Consider the following 15,447-nt stretch of genomic DNA (forward strand, 5'->3'; position numbering starts at 1 on the left):
CCTGAGGGGCGCCATCGATGGGCATTTTCATTGCAGCGCATGAACGTTTGGCGCCTACATCGCAAACTGACTCCGACAATTATGATTGGAATAATCCAGACCATGAGACGCAAGCCTCACCCTCGAGAACAATCCCTGTTGCCGGAGGACCTCCGTGTATTCCTCGCCGTGATCCGGAAAAATGGCTTTGGCAATGCTGCCGAGGCCTTGGGGTTTTCCCCGGCCTATGTCAGCAAGCGGATCTCCGTCCTTGAGGCCGCGTTGGGCGCGAAGCTGTTGCATCGCACGACCCGGCGTGTCGCGTTGACCGACGACGGCGAACGTGTCCGCGTCTTCGCAACGCGACTGCTGGGGGATATGGATGACTTCATCAGCGAGTTGACCGACTCCCGCCAGCAATTGCAGGGGAGTTTGCATATCTGCAGCTCTTTCGGTTTTGGTCGTAACCACGTCGCACCCGCGATAGCCTCGCTTTCGCAGCGGTACCCTCGACTGGAGATTCGCCTGGACGTATTTGATCGCATGGTCGATATCGTCAATGAAGGCTTCGATCTCGAAATCAGGGTGGGCTACGACCTTCCCCAACAACTTCTGGGAAAAAAACTCGTGAGTAACCGCAGGGTGCTCTGTGCAACCCCCGGGTACCTGGAAAAGCGCGGCATCCCGACCTCCCTGGAGGATCTGGCCCGGCATGATTGCCTGGTGCTCAAGGAGCATAACAACGCCTTTGGCATCTGGAACCTGACAAAAGACGGCATTGAAGAATCCATCCGCGTCACCGGCCCACTTTCATCGAACAATGGTGAGATTGTGTTGCGCTGGGCCTTGAGTGGCGCAGGCATCATCCTGCGCTCGTTGTGGGACGTGAAGCCCCTGCTTGAAAGTGGACAACTGGTTCATGTGCTGCCCGATCATGCCCAGAGTGCCGATGTCTGGGCCGTCTACCCGACACGGCTCAGCCAGTCCGCCAAGCTAAGGGCCTGCATCGAATTCTTCGAAGCGCATTTCAAGGCCCTCGCTCTCGCTTGAGCGCCCGGCAGCGGTGGCGGGCAGGCGCGCCTGGGCACTCAGTCCAGCCACGGATTGTCTGCGTAGTGACGCGCTTCGAAATCACGAATCTGTGCCGCCCGCTGCAAGGTCGCGCCGATGGCGTCCAACCCCGACAGCAACGATTGCTTGCGTAGCGCATCGATGGTGAACTCGATGACCGAGCCCTCACTCAGCCAGATCCGCTGATTCGGCAGGTCGACGCTGATCGTCGCGGTAGCCCCATGGCTCACGACGCGAGCCAGTCTCTGTAACTGCGATTCGCACAGCTGTATCGCAAGCACGCCGTTACGCTGACAGTTGTCATAGAAAATACCGGCGAAGCTTGTCCCGATCAGTGCTCGAATCCCCAGTTGCTTGAGCCCCCATACCGCATGCTCGCGGCTGGAACCACAGCCAAAGTTGGGCCCGGTCACCAGGAAACTGGCCCCACTCCAGGCCGGTTGGTTGAGGATGAAATCTGGATTGGGTTCGCCGGACTCAAGGAAACGCAGGTCAAAAAACACGCCTTTATCCAACCCGCTTCGATCGATCCCTTTCAAGAACTGCTTGGGCATGATGACGTCGGTATCGATGTTGGAAGCGAGCAAAGGCGCGGCTTTTCCAGTCACGATTTCAAAAGGTTGCATGGTTCAAATCTCCTCGGCCAATAGGCGTACGTCCGTCAGGCGACCACGGATGGCCGCTGCGGCAACCATCGCCGGGCTCATGAGGTGGGTCCGGGCGCCCGCCCCCTGACGACCTTCAAAGTTTCGGTTGGTGCTGGACGCGCAACGATCACCCGCAGCAAGCACGTCGTCGTTCATGGCCAGGCACATCGAGCATCCGGACTGACGCCATTCAAAACCGGCTTCGAGGAAGATCCTGGCCAAGCCTTCCTCTTCAGCCTGGGCACGCACCTGGGTTGATCCGGGAACGATCATCGCCCGTACGGTCGAGGCGACTTTCCTGCCTTCCACCACCCGTGCGACGTCACGCAAGTCTTCGATGCGCGCGTTGGTGCATGAGCCGATGAACGCATGGCTGATCGGCACCTCACTCAACGCCATGCCGGCTTCCAGCCCCATGTAGGTCAAGGCGCGCTGCATGCCCTGGCGCAGGATCGGATCGGCAATGGTCGCCGGGTCCGGAACCCTGCCACTGACGGGCGACGCCTGGTCCGGGCTGGTTCCCCAGGTCACCATCGGCGCCAACCCATCCACGTCCACCCGCACTTCGCTGTCGAACACCGCACCTTCATCGGTGAAGAGCTCGCGCCAGTTTTTTTCCGCGGCATTCCAATGCTCGCCTTGAGGCGCACGGGGCTTGGACTTGAGGTAGCTAAACACTTTTTCATCGGGCGCCATGAAGGCTCCCCGCGCCCCGGCCTCCACCGCCATGTTGCAGATCGTCATGCGCGCCTCGACGCTCAATGCGCTGATGGCCGGACCGGTGAATTCGATGGCGTACCCGGTCGCGCCTGACGCGCCAATCCTCTCGATCAGCGCCATGATGATGTCCTTCGAGGTGACGCCCATGCCCAGCGTGCCGGTAACCGTGACCCGCATGGTTTTCAGCCGCTTGTAGACCAATGTCTGCGTCGCCAGCAGATGCTCGATTTCAGAAGTGCCGATACCAAAGCCAAACGCGCCCAGGGCGCCGTAGGTCGTGGTATGGCTGTCGCCTGCGGCCACCACCATGCCGGGCAGGATAAACCCCTGCTCCGGTGCGACCACGTGCTCGATCCCCTGGCGCTTGTCCAGCACATCGAACAGCTCGATGCCGAAGTCCCGGCAGTTTTCTTCGAAGTACGCGACCTGCAAGGCGCCACCGGCGTCAGGCATGGCCGCGATACGGTTCGGGCTGGTCGGGTTGACATGGTCGACGACCGCTAACGTCGCGCGAGAACGCCAGACGCCACGCTTCGCCTCGCGCAGCCCGCTGAAGGCTTGGGGGCTGGTGTATTCGTTGGCCACCTGGCGGTCGATGTAGAGCAATACATGCCCTTGATCGTCCAGGGTCGCGACGGTGTGACTGTCGATGTGCTTCTGGTAGAGGGTACGAGGGCTGTTCATTGCGATGCGCTCTGTGGTGCCGGGTCACGGATGCACAGAGCATATTCGCAATGAAAAACCCATCAATAGCCTTTAGGTGATGGTATGGAACACGATTCGTGAACAATGGAAGTATTCAATGAGGTGCATTCCGGCCTGTGGCGAGGGAGCTTGCTCCCGCTGGGCTGCGTAGCAGCCCCATAACGTCCGCCGCCATAGTGTCAGGTCGAGCCTTTTTGGGCGCGCTACGCACGCCAGCGGGAGCAAGCTCCCTCGCCACGGGTTTGTCGCCAGCCTTTGAGTGAGCGGTATCGCCTCTTATCCGCGCTCGACCGACACCTCTTTCACGCGCGCCAACAGAACCTGCAGAGGATGCAGCACGGTAATACCCTCTTGGCGCTTCACCTGGCTGCGGCAGGAATACCCGTCGGCAACCACCCGGCCCGACTGATTGAGTTTTTGCAGGAGCGGCTTCCAGGATTGCCCGTAGATCGTGTCGGATGTCTCCGCGTTTCGCGTTTCATGTCCGTAGGTGCCCGACATCCCACAGCAACCGCTGGCTTGCACGTTGAGTGTCAGGCCCATGCGCTGGAAAATCTTCTGCCATTGCCCGACGCTGCCCGGCTCGTTGGTTTTTTCCGTGCAGTGCGGCAGGAAGTGATAAGCCTCGCCCACTGTCACTCCAGCATCTTCCGGCAGCGCATCGATCAGCCATTCCTGGGCAAGCATCACCTGGGGAGCGTTGCCGGTGTCCAGTGTCTTGGCGTACTCCTGTCGATAGACCAGGGTCATCGCCGGATCGAGCCCCACCAATGGCACGCCATACTGCTGGAGGCTGAGCAAGGTCTGGCCATTGAAGCGGGCGGCCTTCTCGAACGCCTTCAAGAACCCCTGCACCTGAAGCGGTTTGCCGTTGGGCGCGTACGGGGCCAGCAAGACTTTGTAGCCCAGCCTCGAGATCAGCTCCACCCAGTCAACGAGCAAAGGCGTTTCAAAAAATCGGGTAAAGGCGTCCTGGACGAGAATGACGCTTTTCTCCCTCTGCTCGCCGCAAAGCGCTTCCAGGCGTGCAGGTGTTGCCACCTCCACGTCCCAGCGCCGGCATACGACGGCAAAATCCACCAGGCTGAGCAGCGGGCTATCGACCATCCCGGCCACGCGCTCGAGCCCCCAGCGAACCGGTCGAGCACTCATCACGACGTTGTACAGGCGCGGCATCTTGGCGAGATACGGAACCGTGTATTCCAACGAGCCAATCAGGTAGTCCTTGAGGGGACGCAGGTAGCGGCTGTGATAAAGCTCCAGAAAACGCGAGCGGAACTCCGGCACATTCACTTTGACAGGGCATTGGCCCGCGCAGGATTTGCAGGCCAGGCAACCGGTCATGGCTTCGTAGACCTCATGGGAAAAATCCGCCTGCCCCATCTTCCGGGCCAAGCTATTCACGGCCCGACGCGCAACGCCCTGCTTCCTGCCAGCCCCTCGAACCCGTTCGCTGACCGCCAGCACATCGACACCCTGCTCGCCCTGCAACCTCAGCCATTCGCGGATCAGCGAGGCGCGCCCCTTGGGCGAGTGAATGCGATTGCGCGTGGCTTTCCAGGACGGGCACATGGCGTCATCCGGATCGAAGTTGTAGCACGCGCCATTGCCATTGCAATGCACCGCCGTGTCATAGCTTTGCCAGACACGTTCATCAATGGTGCGGTCCAGGGCACCGCGCAGTTCCACTTCGTCGACCCGGGTCAGTCGAGCGTCTGGAACCGTGTCCGGGGTGGCGATCTTGCCTGGGTTGAGTTGGTTGAAGGGATCGAAAGCCGCCTTCAGCGCTTGCAGCGCCGGGTACAAATCGCCGAAGTAATCGGGCACGTATTGCGACCTCAAGCCCTTGCCATGTTCGCCCCACAACAGTCCGCCATACTGTTGCGTCAAGGCCGCGACCGCATCGGAAATCGGCCGGATCAAGGCGGCCTGGGCGGGATCCTTCATGTCGAGGATTGGGCGCACATGCAGGACGCCGGCGTCGACGTGACCGAACATGCCGTACTGCAAGTCATGGCTATCGAGCAGCGCGCGGAACGCCTGGATGAAGTCCGCCAGGTTTTCAGGCGGAACCGCGGTGTCTTCGACAAAGGGCTGGGGCCTGGCCTCGCCCTTGACGTTGCCCAACAACCCCACGGCGCGCTTGCGCATCGCATAGACACGCTTGAGCGCATCGGCGCCAATCGCCAAGGTGTGGCCCAAGCGGACAACCGAAGTATCCCGCTGCAGGTGCAGGACGAACTCATGGACCTGCTGCTGGACCGCCGCTTCGTCGTCGCCACTGAACTCAATGAGATTGATCCCCAGCGTCGGTGTATCAGGATCTTCAGGGAAATACTCGGCGACGCCGTGCCAGACAATGTCCTTCATCGCCAGCATCAGCACTTTCGAATCCACCGTCTCGATCGACAGCGGCTTCTTAGCCATCAACGCCTTGGCATCACGCAAGGCATCCATGAACCCGGCATAACGCACATTGACCAGGATGGAGTATTGGGAGATGGGCAGTACGTTCAGCTTGGCCTCGACGATGAAGCCCAGGGACCCTTCAGAGCCGCAAAGCACGCTGTTCAGATTGAAGCGCCCATCGGATTCGCGCAGATGAGCCAGGTCATAACCGGTCAGGCAGCGGTTGAGTTTGGGAAAGGTGTCCCTGATCAGCTCGGCGTGGGTATCGGCGATATCCACCGCGCATTTGTAGACCGCTCCCACTCGATCCCGGCGTTCGACCAAGGCCGGCAAAAGTGCCGCGTCGATAGCTGAACTGTCGAGGCGATGACCGCCAAGCAGAACCGTCGAGAGTTCAAGAACATGATCGCGGGTCTTGCCGTAGGTGCAACTGCCCTGGCCACTCGCATCCGTGTTGATCATGCCGCCGAGGGTGGCGCGATTCGAGGTCGAGAGCTCTGGTGCGAAGAACAGGCCGTAGGGCTTGAGCGCTGCGTTCAACTGATCCTTGACCACCCCGCTCTGCACCCTGACCCAGCGCTCCTCGACATTGATCTCCAGGATGTTATTCAGATGACGGGAAAGGTCGACCACCACGCCATCGGTGAGCGATTGCCCATTGGTGCCCGTGCCGCCACCACGCGGCGTGAGCACCACCGCGCGGTGAGCGGGCTCGGCGGCCAAGCGGGACAGGATCATCACGTCCTGTTCATCCAGGGGAAAGACCGCCGCTTGGGGCAGGCGCTGGTAGATGGAGTTGTCGGTGGCCAAGACCGTCCGGTCGCCATGGTCGCGGGCAATCTCGCCTTGAAACCCCGCCACTTTGAGCGCATTCAGAAAAGCGTCATAGGTCGCTTTCTGGGGATCAGGAGACGATAACCGGGCAATCATGATGTTTTCCTACAGGCTGAAAAGCTAATCTATGCATTCACATTACGTATGCTCGGCACGAGACGCATCGAGCAGCTGCACAAGGTTTTCATGATTCTTGTCTTCCTGTGCGGTTGGAGCAAACGTAATTCCTGTTGGTTTTGCATGAGCTTTACGAATGAACCCTAGACGCCTGACGCCTTCGATGTCGCTGCTGGTTGCCTTTGAGGCCGCCGCGCGCCATTGCAGTTTCACCAAGGCAGCGGAAGAGCTGGCATTGACCCAAAGCGCCGTCAGCCGGCAGGTACAAACCCTGGAGGCGCAACTTGAAATCGAACTCTTCCGCCGCGAAGGCCGAAAGATTGAATTGACCGCCGCCGGCGCGCTGTATCAGCACGAGCTGGCGGCCGCGCTGGGGCGTATTCGAAGCGCAACCTTGCAAGCCATCTCGTACAAACATGACAGCGGCCCCTTGAACCTGGCCGTCCTGCCGACCCTCGGTTCCAAATGGCTGCTGCCGCGGATGCATGAGTTTTATGCCAAGCACCCGGACCTGTTGGTGCACATACATTCGCGGATCATCCGCGAGGACGTGCAATCCTCCACCCACGACATGAACGCAATCATCTGCGCAGGTTCGGGAGAGTGGCCCGGCTACATTGCCCATCCGTTGCTCACGGAAAAGCTGGTGGTGATTGCCAGCCCGAGCGCATTACCCGAGTACCGGACGATGTCGCCGGCCAACGTTGCCGAGCATGCCTTGTTGAACGTCGTATCGAGGCCCGGTGTCTGGTCGGATTGGTTTGACCGGCACAACGTCGATCACCGCACCATGCGCTCCGGACCGAGCTTCGAACTCACCGCCCACCTTATCCAGGCCGTGTCGGCGGGAATCGGGATTGGGTTGGTTCCGCAAATCCTGGTGCAGGATGAGCTGAAGAGCGGTGATCTGGTTGCGTTGTTCGAACCGATGGAAAGTGGGCGCAGCTATTACCTGGTCTATGCGAGTCGATACCAGCATCTGCCGGCCTTGAAGGCTTTCAGTGCCTGGCTGCTCTCGTTGCCGTTTCCTGATAACTGAGTTCGGCCCTTCAGGGTTCAGACTGATCCCCTGTGGGAGCAAAGCTTGCTCGCGATGGCGGTCTCGGGGTTTTGCTGACTGGGTACATATCCATTATTTGTGTAACGGCCACTTAGGGTTCCGCCCTGACGGCGGGTCACTTTCGAAAAGCCCGGAAGCCGGCCCAGTCGAAAGTAACCAAAGCGCTCCTGCCCCACCACTCGGCACCTCGCTAAGGCTCGGTGTGCCCTCACTCCGGCATTGCTCCGTGGGCCGCCGCGAAGGGCCATCCATGGCCCAGCGCGGCTAACCCGGCATCCATGCCGGGTTGCCCACTCCACAATGCCTGCGTTCGGCCAGCGTGGTTAACGGGGCGCCCGAGATCAACATCCCCACGAGGCGGCCTTATAGCCGACCTAGCTCTCACGGTCGTACACCCTTCAGATCTGTGGGAGCAAAGCTTGCTCGCGAGGCGGCCTGACAGCCGACCTATCTCTCCGGCCATACCCCAATCCAACTGTGGGAGCGAGCCTGCTCGCGAAAACGGCCTGTCCGCCGACATGCCTCTCCCGCCTACCCCTCCCACCCCGGATGACGCCAACTTATTGGCACAAAATCCAACCAATTAAAAATATATTAATACAGTGACAGATTCCCGACGCACGGTACTGATGTGCCATTGCTGGGGACTTGAACCGAAGCTCATCATCCGCAGGCAATCACCGCTAAACGTTTGGGCCGCCGACCTGGGCTACAGGATGTATCACTCGCATCACGCAATGGAGCAACACCGAGATGATGACTGTCTATTTTGTTGTGATGACGATCTGCAGTGGCTACGAAGGCTGTGTCGATGAACGACAACCAGGGCCAACCTTTGCTTCCAAGGCAATGTGCATGGAGACGGCCAGAGTCATGGCGCCGCGCAAAGGGGTGAAGTTCAAGTGTCGCAAAGAACGTACATGGGTGGCCGATGGGGCACGGCCAGTAGAAGGTTACGACAAAATTGTCACCACCAAGAGCCTCGGCCAGCCTTAGCGTTACGACTCTTTTCGCCGACAACCCTCATCAGGCCCCAAGCATCTGCCACAACGACGCCCCCACCCCGGTAATGCTCTCCCCGGCAATCAACCCCGCCGCCGCGGTAATGGCGAATCGCTCGGTGAGGCTCGGCCAGCGACAGCTCACCAGCCACGTCAGCACCGCACCGAGGGCCATCATCAAGGACACCGAGGCCGGCAGGACGAAGGCCAGGCCCAGGGCCGCCGTGCTCGGCAGGTAGCGGGCCCGATGTGTCGGCAACAGGCTGTCCAAGATCCCCAACGACAAACCGACCAGGCCACCGATGAAAATCGCCCAGCGAATACTCGCGGACAATGAATCAAGGCCCAGGGTCAAGGTTTGCGCCACGGCTTTCCAGGTGGCGACCGCCGGGGCCGGCCACTCTTCGGTGAGCAGCATGGTTTGCGGATCCGGGATCAGCGCCAGGTAGGCCAACACGCCGACGATGCTGCCGATGAAAATCCCCAGGATCTGGGCGATCACCTGCTTGCGCGGCGTGGCGCCAATCGCCCGGCCGACCTTGAAGTCGTTCATCAAATCGGTGCACTGCCCGGCCGAACCGCCGGCGGTGTTGGCGCTCATCAGGTTGATCGGCACCTGGCCCGGGGCGACGATGCCGAAGCTCAACTGGGACAACTGCCCAATGGCCCCGATCGGCGGAATGCCCGTGGCGCCGACCACCCGGGCTGCCACCGCCGCCAGGCAGATTGCCAAGGGAATGGTCAACAAGGCCATCCAGGCGTTAATGCCGAACAACAGCACTTGCAGGCTGACCACCAGGATGATCGACAGGGCGAAACCGGCCGCCGGCCCAGGCTTGGGGATCGTCCAGATCGCCCCGCCGCCCGCCTTGGTCGAGCGGTGCAATGCCCACAAGCGAATCGCCAGTGAGGCCAGGGTCGAGCAGACCATCAGGCTCACTCCCGGCCATAACAACCACTCCACCAACGCCGCGAATTGCGGGCCGCTGCTACCGCTCGGCAACTGCACCAGGCCTTGCTCCAGCAGCCAAGGCGCCAACCCACCCCACGCCATCAGGGCGCCGTGCAGCAGGGTCAGGCCCACGCGAATACCGATGATCCCGCCAAACCCCACCAACAGCAGCGAAGGGTCCGCGGTGAACGTCAGGCGTTCCAGTTGAGCGGTTGGGGACCAGCGCGGAATAGCCCACATAAACGTATCGACCGCCTTGACCAGCCCGGACAGCATCGCGGCGCTGAGCAGCACTTTCAATCGCGTCGCGGCTTCGTGGCCGTGGTTGTAGATGTGCAGCAACGTTTCCAGGGTCGCCATGCCTTCGGGAAATTTCAGGGCCTTGTCGTTGAGCAGCGAGGGTCGCAGGTACCAGGCGATCCAGATCCCCAGGAAACTCACCGAAAAGACCCAGGCCACCATGGGAATGGCCTCCAACTGCTGGCCCGTCAGCAAGGTGTAGGCCGGGATGGGCGCGACCAGCCCACCGGAAATGATCGACGCGGCGGCAGAGGCCACGGTCTGGTTGATGTTGCTTTCGTGCAGCGTCCAGGGCAAACGCGCCACCGATCGACTGGCCAAGCCCTGCCAGATTCCATAGCCGATCAGCAAGGCAATGATCGACATGTTGAACGACCAACCGATCTTCAACCCGGCGTAGACATTGGACGGTGTCAGCAGAATACCGAGGACAATCCCCGTACTGACCGCACGCAGACTGAGCTCGCGTTCGACGACGGCGTTCAAGGGGAAGGTGGATGAGGTTGAGTGCATGCGAGGTCCTTGTCGGCACTGGGGGCAGCCACCAGATTCAGGCTGATTCCCTGAGTGATGCGGTTTTACTTAGGGAAAACGATGAACCTGTGGCGAGGGAGCTTGCTCCCGCTTGAGTGCGAAGCGCTCACAAAAAAAAGGGCCGCTGCGCAGCCCAGCGGGAGCAAGCTCCCTCGCCACGGTTTGTCTACAGCCTTAATTGAACAGCCCATACGGATCGCTTCAGCAAACGGGCACAGCCAGGATCACTTGAAGCGGCAGCTTAATAAGTGAACGCAGGATCGGCGCAAGGTTCACACGACGGAGGCAAACCCCGGCGAGCGTGCTCGCCAGGATCGTCCATCCAGGGGCAGGAAGTGAGGCGTGTCGCGAGCGCTGCCAACGACCCGACAACGCATCGCAGCCAAGGCAGTGTTCGAGTTATTGCTGGCCCTCGCAATTGACCATCCAGGCAATCCCGAAACGGTCTTCGAACATGCCAAAACGCTCCGCCCAGAAGGTCTTCGCCAAGGGCATCTGCACTTGGCCGCCCGCGCTCAAGCCATTGAACAGCCGCTCGGCCTCCTCCACGCTGTCGACGTTGAGGGAAACCGACACGCCTTGCGGCTTGCTATACGGCTGGCCCGGCGGGCAATCGGAGGCCATCAGGCTGAAATGACCCACGGTGAGGCAGGCGTGCATGATCAGGTCCGGGTCCTTGGGCATGCCGACGTCTTCGGGCGCCTCGGCAAAGGACATGGAAAACAGCTCGCCGCCAAGCACGTCCTTGTACAACGCAAAGGCTTCCTTGCAGCAACCGTTGAAAGTCAGGTAAGGAATGATTCTCATGGTGGGTTCTCCTGTAGACGGCTTCACGATTGACCGGACAGCTGCGCCCGCAAGCGTGCTTCCTGCTCGCGCAACTCAGGCGTGAAGGTTTCACCGAAATCCTCGAGTTCGAAGATCTGGCGGATTTCGATTTCACTGTCGCTGACCATCGGATTCGGGCAGCGCTTGACCCAATCGATGGCCTCCTGCAACGACTGGACCTTGAAGATCCAGAAGCCGGCAATCAGCTCCTTGGTTTCAGCAAAGGGCCCATCGATCACCGTCCGGTTCTTGCCGGAAAACTGTACACGCACGCCCTCGGCACTGGGATGCAGGCCTTCACCGGCGAGCATCACCCCGGCCTTGACCAGTTCTTCGTTGTAGGCGCCCATGGCGGCCAGCAGTTCTTCGCTGGGCATTTCTCCGGCTTCCGACTCCGGACTGGCCTTGACGATCACCATAAATCGCATGCTTTTTTCTCCTGAGAATGGATGGCTCAAGCCGTCGGTGTGGCGGCTCTACGGACTAATCGAATGGCAATGGTCGAAATCGACAGGTCGACGCCATTAATTTTCGATAGGCCATGCAGTCACGCCCAACGCTCAGGGATTCCATTGGAATCGATAGATGTCTCGATATCCATTGCTTGGGTCGTACAACAGCTTCTTCCCGCCGTCGAAGGCGATATTGTCGGCATTGACCAAGTGAACCGGTGCCACGAAGCCACTCACCGGCTGGCCGGCCATCAGTCGGTTCAATTCATCGATCACCTGCCAGCCATGCACGTTGAGCGGTTCGGCCACGGTAACGGTCTGGTAGTTCTTTTCCTGGATGCGCAGGAACGCCGAAGCGCTGCCATCACCGGCCGACAACAGGCTGATGCCATCACGGGGTATCGCGGCGCTGGCCAAGGTGGCCACCGCATAGTCGAAATAGATATCGTTGATGGCCAGCGTGTGGGTCCAGCGCTTGCCATGGCGCTGGAGCAGTTCCGTAGTGATCGCCGGCATCTTCTCGCGACTTTGGGAGATCGCGACATCGCGCACTTCCAGCAACGAACATTCCCGACAGGCCCGAATCACGTTTTCCATGGCCTTGGCTTTCGCCATGGCGATGCTGTACCTGGAGTCGGTCAGGATGACCACGCCGGCCTTTCCGTTCGACTGCGCCACTGCCGCCATGGCCGTGGTGCGAGCCACTTCGAGCGGATCGGTGGTGACGTTCATGGCCATCGGCGTACCGTCAATCGCCCCGGGCTTTTCCCCGGCGTGCCAGCCCACCACCGGCACGCCCTTGTTGGCGAAGACGGCCAGCGCCGCCTTGTTTTCAAGGGCATCGGCACCGCACAGAATGAGGCCGTCGGGGTTCGCCGCCAGGGCATCGGCAAAGGCCTTTGCACGCCCTTCCGGGGACCCGGCGCCATCGAATACCCTCAGCGTCCAGCCCATCGCCTTGGCGGCCTCGCGAGCACCTTGGGCAACACCGACAATACCGCCGTTGCGCATATCTTCTGCGACAATGGCGATGCTTTTGCCGCGCTGGGCACGCGGGCCGGTTTCAGGACCGCTCCAGGGCACGGCGCCGAGGGTGGCCTTGGCAACCACTTCCTGCGCTTGAGCCACTGTCACGGTAGCATCCGTTGCCGCTGGCACGTTCTGGCCATATCCGGGTGTTGCCGCGAAAAGGCAGAAAACCGTCATTGAAACTGTCTTGAGCAACCGGGACCTGGTCAAACAGGTTCGATCACCGCGTGTGGTGCCGGGTCTGGAGCCGATGGCGCGATCATAATGGGTCATGGCGTCTCTTTTTTTTTGTGGAGGCAGTGTTCAGATTCAATGTCCGCAAGGATAGTCGCTTCTGTTGGCATAGGCCCGAAAGGGAAACGGCAAGTTTGTAACATCCCCCCAGCCCCGGGCCTCGCGAAGAGCAGCCCGACGCTGCAGCATGACTATGCTCTGGAAACAGTCACGTAACGGAGCGTCAGTCCCCATGACTTCAAATCTGGCCGATATTTATACCGATTACATCGCCTGCCTGAATGCACAGGATTGGGACAACCTGGGCCTTTTTGTGCATCAGCAAGTGATTCACAACGCGAAACCATTAGGATTGCATGGCTATCGAAGCATGCTGGAAGCAGATTATCGGGACATCCCCGACTTGCGCTTTGAAGTCGAATGCCTGGTCGTCGACCCACCCAAGTTGGCAGCTCGCCTGGTATTCAATTGCACACCGGCTGGGGAGTTCCTGGGGCTTGCCGTCAACGGCAAACGGATCACCTTTACGGAAAACGTCTTCTACGCGTTCGAGGACGGCAGGATCCGCGAGGTCTGGTCGATTATCGACAAGCAAGCGATCGAGGCTCAGCTCCCATCCATGTAGAGGAGTGCTCCAGCGCTGCGAGTTGCAACGCCCCGCGCATCTTATCCGTAGGCAACGGCATCGCGGAAAAACAAATCCAAGAAGCAACCGCGCTCTACATCCATTATTCGACGCACCCCGAAGTGAGGAACCTGTCGAGCGCATAGTCTGTGAGCCACTCTGGAGGAGATGGCGATGACACGCACCCGATTTTTTGGAAAAACCGTACTGGCCGGCACGTTCATCCTGGCGATGATCGGTTGGGGAATCGGCTTCTATGGGCCGCCGATCTACATGCAAGCGGTCATGGAGCGCACGGGTTGGCCGATCGCCCAGGTTTCGACTGCCGTGACCGTGCACTTTCTCAGCGGCACGCTAGTCATCGCCAACCTGCCACGCCTTTACGCACGCTTCGGCATACCCACCATCACCCTGCTGGGCAGCATCGTCCTGGGCATTGGCGTGAACTTCTGGGCCCAAGCCAACCAGTTCTGGATGCTGTATGTCGGCGCCGTCTGCTCGGGTATCGGCTGGGTGACATTGGGAGCCGCGGCCGTTAACACCCTGATCGCCCCGTGGTACGTCAAGGAAAGGCCCAAGGCGCTGGGCAAGGCCTACAACGGCGCCAGCCTGGGGGGCGTGATCTTTTCGCCGCTGTGGGTGTGGCTGATCGAGCGCTTCGGCTTTGCCGCGGCGGCGCTGGCGATCAGTGTCGTCGCCGTGCTGCTCATCGGCGCCTTCGCCTTCCTGGTCTTCAACAAAAGCCCACAAGGCTTGGGACAGCATCCCGACCACGCAGACCAGCCGGAACCGGTGCCGGCCAGCGCCAGCGCCAGCGCCGCGCCATGGACCGCCCTGCAGACGCTTAGGTCGGCCAGTTTCCGCAGCCTGGCGGCCGGCATGTCCCTGGGCCTATTCGCCCAGATCGGCTTGATCGCGCACCTGTATTCGATCCTGGTGGGACGCATGGGCGCCCATGACGCCTCGTTCGCCATGGGCCTGGCCACCGCCAGTGCGATGGGCGGGCGATACGTCGCCGCACGCCTGATGACCCAGGGTATGAACCGCCGGCAGTTGGCCTGTCTCGGGTATGCCATCCAGATGCTGGGCACACTGATGCTTCTGGGCCTGGACCTGCACCCGACGGTGGCCTGGATAGCCGTGGTGCTGATCGGTTCGGGCATTGGCAATGCGACGTCCTTGCCGCCCCTGATTGCCCAGGTCGAATTCAGCCGTGAACACACCGCCAGGGTGATCGCCCTGATGGTTGCGATCAGCCAGGCCACCTATGCCTTCGCCCCAGCCCTATTCGGCCTGTTGCGCGCCATCTTCATCGATCCGAATCACGCCATCGTCGCCGTCGTGGCAGCCGCCGTCACCGTGCAGGTGCTCGCCATGGTGTCATTCTATCGGGGCGTACCCACTCGTCCCCTCAAGAAAGCCGCTTGCTGACACCTCCCCTTGGCCTGCGGCGCAAACTCGGTCAATGCAGGATCTGGCTCAGGAACAACCGGGTGCGATCGTTATGCGGGTTGTCGAAGAAGTCGTTCGGCGCAGCCTGTTCGACGATTTCACCCTTGTCCATGAAGATCACGCGGTTGGCCACGGTGCGGGCGAAGCCCATTTCGTGGGTCACGCAGAGCATGGTCATGCCGTCTTCGGCCAGGCCGATCATGGTGTCCAGCACCTCTTTCACCATCTCGGGGTCGAGTGCCGAAGTCGGTTCATCGAACAGCATGATTTTCGGCTTCATGCACAGGGCGCGGGCGATGGCCACACGCTGTTGCTGACCGCCGGAGAGCTGGCCCGGGTATTTGTGCGCCTGCTCTGGAATGCGTACGCGCTCCAGGTAATGCATGGCGATTTCCTCGGCCTTGCGCTTGGGCATCTTGCGCACCCACATCGGCGCCAGGGTGCAGTTCTGCAGGATGGTCAGGTGCGGGAACAGGTTGAAATGCTGGAACACCATGC

At 60.6% G+C, this 15,447-nt stretch carries 13 protein-coding genes; 5 read left to right on the plus strand and 8 right to left on the minus strand.

From position 1 onward, the window contains the following. Window positions 1-102: 102 nt before the first annotated feature. Window positions 103-1,029: a LysR substrate-binding domain-containing protein gene (locus tag J3361_RS18585; RefSeq protein ID WP_207965802.1), complete on the plus strand. Its 927-nt coding sequence runs from the start codon at window positions 103-105 to the stop codon at window positions 1,027-1,029. 38 nt (window positions 1,030-1,067) lie between these two features. Here J3361_RS18585 and leuD read toward each other — a convergent pair whose 3' ends face one another. From leuD to J3361_RS18600, 3 genes are all read right to left on the minus strand, one after another. After that, on the minus strand, window positions 1,068-1,676 hold the full coding sequence (leuD, locus tag J3361_RS18590; RefSeq protein WP_207965803.1) for a 3-isopropylmalate dehydratase small subunit: 609 nt from the start codon (window positions 1,674-1,676) through the stop codon (window positions 1,068-1,070). 3 nt (window positions 1,677-1,679) lie between these two features. Then, window positions 1,680-3,101, minus strand: a complete 1,422-nt coding sequence (leuC, locus tag J3361_RS18595) for a 3-isopropylmalate dehydratase large subunit (protein WP_207965804.1) — start codon at window positions 3,099-3,101, stop codon at window positions 1,680-1,682. A 297-nt stretch (window positions 3,102-3,398) separates the two neighbouring features. Beyond that, window positions 3,399-6,461, minus strand: coding sequence for an FAD-binding and (Fe-S)-binding domain-containing protein (locus J3361_RS18600; RefSeq protein ID WP_207965805.1), 3,063 nt, complete (start codon window positions 6,459-6,461; stop codon window positions 3,399-3,401). A gap of 157 nt (window positions 6,462-6,618) precedes the next feature. Between J3361_RS18600 and J3361_RS18605 the strand changes: the two genes are divergently transcribed. Both J3361_RS18605 and J3361_RS18610 read left to right on the plus strand, forming a co-directional pair. Next, the gene (locus J3361_RS18605) at window positions 6,619-7,521 is read left to right on the plus strand and encodes a LysR substrate-binding domain-containing protein (RefSeq protein ID WP_207965806.1); all 903 of its coding nucleotides are present in this window, start codon (window positions 6,619-6,621) and stop codon (window positions 7,519-7,521) included. A gap of 774 nt (window positions 7,522-8,295) precedes the next feature. Next, window positions 8,296-8,538: a hypothetical protein gene (locus J3361_RS18610; protein WP_207965807.1), complete on the plus strand. Its 243-nt coding sequence runs from the start codon at window positions 8,296-8,298 to the stop codon at window positions 8,536-8,538. Window positions 8,539-8,568: 30 nt separating this feature from the next. Here the strand turns inward: J3361_RS18610 and J3361_RS18615 are convergent, their stop codons facing one another. From J3361_RS18615 to J3361_RS18630, 4 genes are all read right to left on the minus strand, one after another. Next, window positions 8,569-10,308 carry an OPT family oligopeptide transporter gene (locus tag J3361_RS18615; RefSeq protein ID WP_207965808.1) on the minus strand — a complete coding sequence of 580 codons (1,740 nt, stop codon included), beginning with the start codon at window positions 10,306-10,308 and terminating at the stop codon, window positions 8,569-8,571. Between the two features lie 420 nt (window positions 10,309-10,728). After that, window positions 10,729-11,136 carry a VOC family protein gene (locus tag J3361_RS18620; protein ID WP_207965809.1) on the minus strand — a complete coding sequence of 136 codons (408 nt, stop codon included), beginning with the start codon at window positions 11,134-11,136 and terminating at the stop codon, window positions 10,729-10,731. A 23-nt stretch (window positions 11,137-11,159) separates the two neighbouring features. Then, window positions 11,160-11,585 carry a YciI family protein gene (locus tag J3361_RS18625; protein ID WP_207965810.1) on the minus strand — a complete coding sequence of 142 codons (426 nt, stop codon included), beginning with the start codon at window positions 11,583-11,585 and terminating at the stop codon, window positions 11,160-11,162. A gap of 132 nt (window positions 11,586-11,717) precedes the next feature. Next, window positions 11,718-12,737, minus strand: coding sequence for a substrate-binding domain-containing protein (locus J3361_RS18630; RefSeq protein WP_207965820.1), 1,020 nt, complete (start codon window positions 12,735-12,737; stop codon window positions 11,718-11,720). Window positions 12,738-13,104: 367 nt separating this feature from the next. On the opposite strand from J3361_RS18630, the gene J3361_RS18635 reads away from it, so the two are divergent. Then, a complete protein-coding gene (locus tag J3361_RS18635) occupies window positions 13,105-13,497 on the plus strand; it encodes an ester cyclase (RefSeq protein ID WP_207965811.1) in 393 nt (130 codons plus the stop codon). A gap of 174 nt (window positions 13,498-13,671) precedes the next feature. Beyond that, window positions 13,672-14,928 (plus strand): MFS transporter, encoded by a 1,257-nt coding sequence (locus tag J3361_RS18640; RefSeq protein ID WP_207965812.1) that lies wholly within the window; start codon window positions 13,672-13,674, stop codon window positions 14,926-14,928. A 31-nt stretch (window positions 14,929-14,959) separates the two neighbouring features. On the opposite strand, the gene J3361_RS18645 is transcribed toward J3361_RS18640, so the two are convergent. Next, window positions 14,960-15,447, minus strand: a 488-nt coding sequence (locus J3361_RS18645) for an amino acid ABC transporter ATP-binding protein (protein WP_207965813.1), incomplete at its 5' end; no start/stop codon positions are given.

Source organism: Pseudomonas sp. OA65 (assembly GCF_017498305.1).
Taxonomy (GTDB): domain Bacteria; phylum Pseudomonadota; class Gammaproteobacteria; order Pseudomonadales; family Pseudomonadaceae; genus Aquipseudomonas; species Aquipseudomonas zanjanensis.

Excerpts from the sequence above, each read along its gene's own strand:
- J3361_RS18585 (WP_207965802.1), top strand. The coding sequence starts at position 103 with ATGAGACGCAAGCCTCACCCTCGAGAACAATCCCTGTTGCCGGAGGAC.
- leuD (WP_207965803.1), bottom strand. The coding sequence starts at position 1,676 with ATGCAACCTTTTGAAATCGTGACTGGAAAAGCCGCGCCTTTGCTCGCT.
- leuC (WP_207965804.1), bottom strand. The coding sequence starts at position 3,101 with ATGAACAGCCCTCGTACCCTCTACCAGAAGCACATCGACAGTCACACC.
- J3361_RS18600 (WP_207965805.1), bottom strand. The coding sequence starts at position 6,461 with ATGATTGCCCGGTTATCGTCTCCTGATCCCCAGAAAGCGACCTATGAC.
- J3361_RS18605 (WP_207965806.1), top strand. The coding sequence starts at position 6,619 with ATGAACCCTAGACGCCTGACGCCTTCGATGTCGCTGCTGGTTGCCTTT.
- J3361_RS18610 (WP_207965807.1), top strand. The coding sequence starts at position 8,296 with ATGATGACTGTCTATTTTGTTGTGATGACGATCTGCAGTGGCTACGAA.
- J3361_RS18615 (WP_207965808.1), bottom strand. The coding sequence starts at position 10,308 with ATGCACTCAACCTCATCCACCTTCCCCTTGAACGCCGTCGTCGAACGC.
- J3361_RS18620 (WP_207965809.1), bottom strand. The coding sequence starts at position 11,136 with ATGAGAATCATTCCTTACCTGACTTTCAACGGTTGCTGCAAGGAAGCC.
- J3361_RS18625 (WP_207965810.1), bottom strand. The coding sequence starts at position 11,585 with ATGCGATTTATGGTGATCGTCAAGGCCAGTCCGGAGTCGGAAGCCGGA.
- J3361_RS18635 (WP_207965811.1), top strand. The coding sequence starts at position 13,105 with ATGACTTCAAATCTGGCCGATATTTATACCGATTACATCGCCTGCCTG.
- J3361_RS18640 (WP_207965812.1), top strand. The coding sequence starts at position 13,672 with ATGACACGCACCCGATTTTTTGGAAAAACCGTACTGGCCGGCACGTTC.